Raw genomic sequence first — 1218 nt, 5'->3', positions numbered from 1 at the left:
CAGAACTGCTTGTGAAGCTCTAGAGGATGAGTTCAAGTAAATGTTGCACTTATTCTTGCAATTTATCAAAAATAAAAATAGGAAACGATAAAAAGTGTAAGGTGCTATCTTTTAAACCATCATCTGGACCGTTTTCTTTACCATACAAAAATTGGTAAAATTGATATAGGAGGAAAAAACATTGAAAACTATTGTAAAAACAGATACAGAAATATTCACTGTTAAAGGTCAAGAAATTGAAGTAACTTCTGACTTTAGATTCGACGAAGAAACAAATGATAAGGTTTTTGACCGCGAACTAGATAATAAAGCAATTAATATAGCATTTAATATTTATAGAGAAAATAATGATATTATTTCTAGTGAAGATATAAAGAGTATAAGGAAATATTTTTGTCTATCACAAAGAGCATTTGCAACAATAACTGGATTAGGCCAAGCGACTGTGACTAGATATGAAAATGGAGCTATTCCTACAAAAACTAATAGTAATTTTATTAAAAATTTAAAAAATAATACTAAAAAAATGTTGGAACTTTTCAATTCTGTGAAAGAAGAACTAGATGAAAAGACTCAAAGAGAATTTTTAGCTAGAATTGAAGAATTAGAAAATAGTAACGAATCTGATAGAGCTATTGTACAAACATTATTTGATGATGATAAAGAAAATATTAATAATGGTTTCAATAAATTTAATATAAATAAAGTGATTCAGGTAATTTCATTTTTTGCAAATAATATTACTATGTTATCCAAAACAAAACTAAATAAATTGCTATTTTATTCAGATTTTTCGTATTTTTATGAATATACTACTTCGATTACTGGTATGACTTATATCCATGACCACTATGGACCAGTCCCTAAAAAGTCTGAAATATTATATGGGCTTTTGAGTGATGAAGAAAAAATTCGTTGGCATTTATTTCCAAATGAGCAAGGTGAGTTTATAACATGTGATGAAGAAATAACAGAATTAAATGAAGATGAGTTGGAGGTGTTAAATAAAGTTCTATTAAAATTTAAAAATGATAATGCTCAAACAATTAGTAATAAATCACATGAAGAGAAAGCCTGGATTGAAACTAGATTAAAGCAAGTAATTCCATATGATTATGCAAGAACTTTAATTTATAAATAGTTGCCCTGTTGTAAAATGAAGTGCAACACAAAAGACACGTTCATCTGATATACTAGAATTGCGAAAAACAGCATAAA

Annotated in this window: 1 protein-coding gene; it reads left to right on the top strand. The window is 27.3% G+C overall.

Annotation, left to right across the window (positions count from 1 at the left end; all coding sequences use genetic code 11):
• Positions 1 to 181 precede the first annotated feature (181 nt).
• Positions 182 to 1141: a type II TA system antitoxin MqsA family protein gene (locus K1J10_RS10495; protein ID WP_223357329.1), complete on the top strand. Its 960-nt coding sequence runs from the start codon at positions 182 to 184 to the stop codon at positions 1139 to 1141.
• Positions 1142 to 1218: the final 77 nt, after the last annotated feature.

This window comes from Streptococcus australis, assembly GCF_019930045.1.
GTDB lineage: Bacteria > Bacillota > Bacilli > Lactobacillales > Streptococcaceae > Streptococcus > Streptococcus australis_D.
The sequence above is the reverse complement of the archived record's forward strand: the minus strand, read 5'-3'. Positions and strand labels throughout refer to the sequence as shown.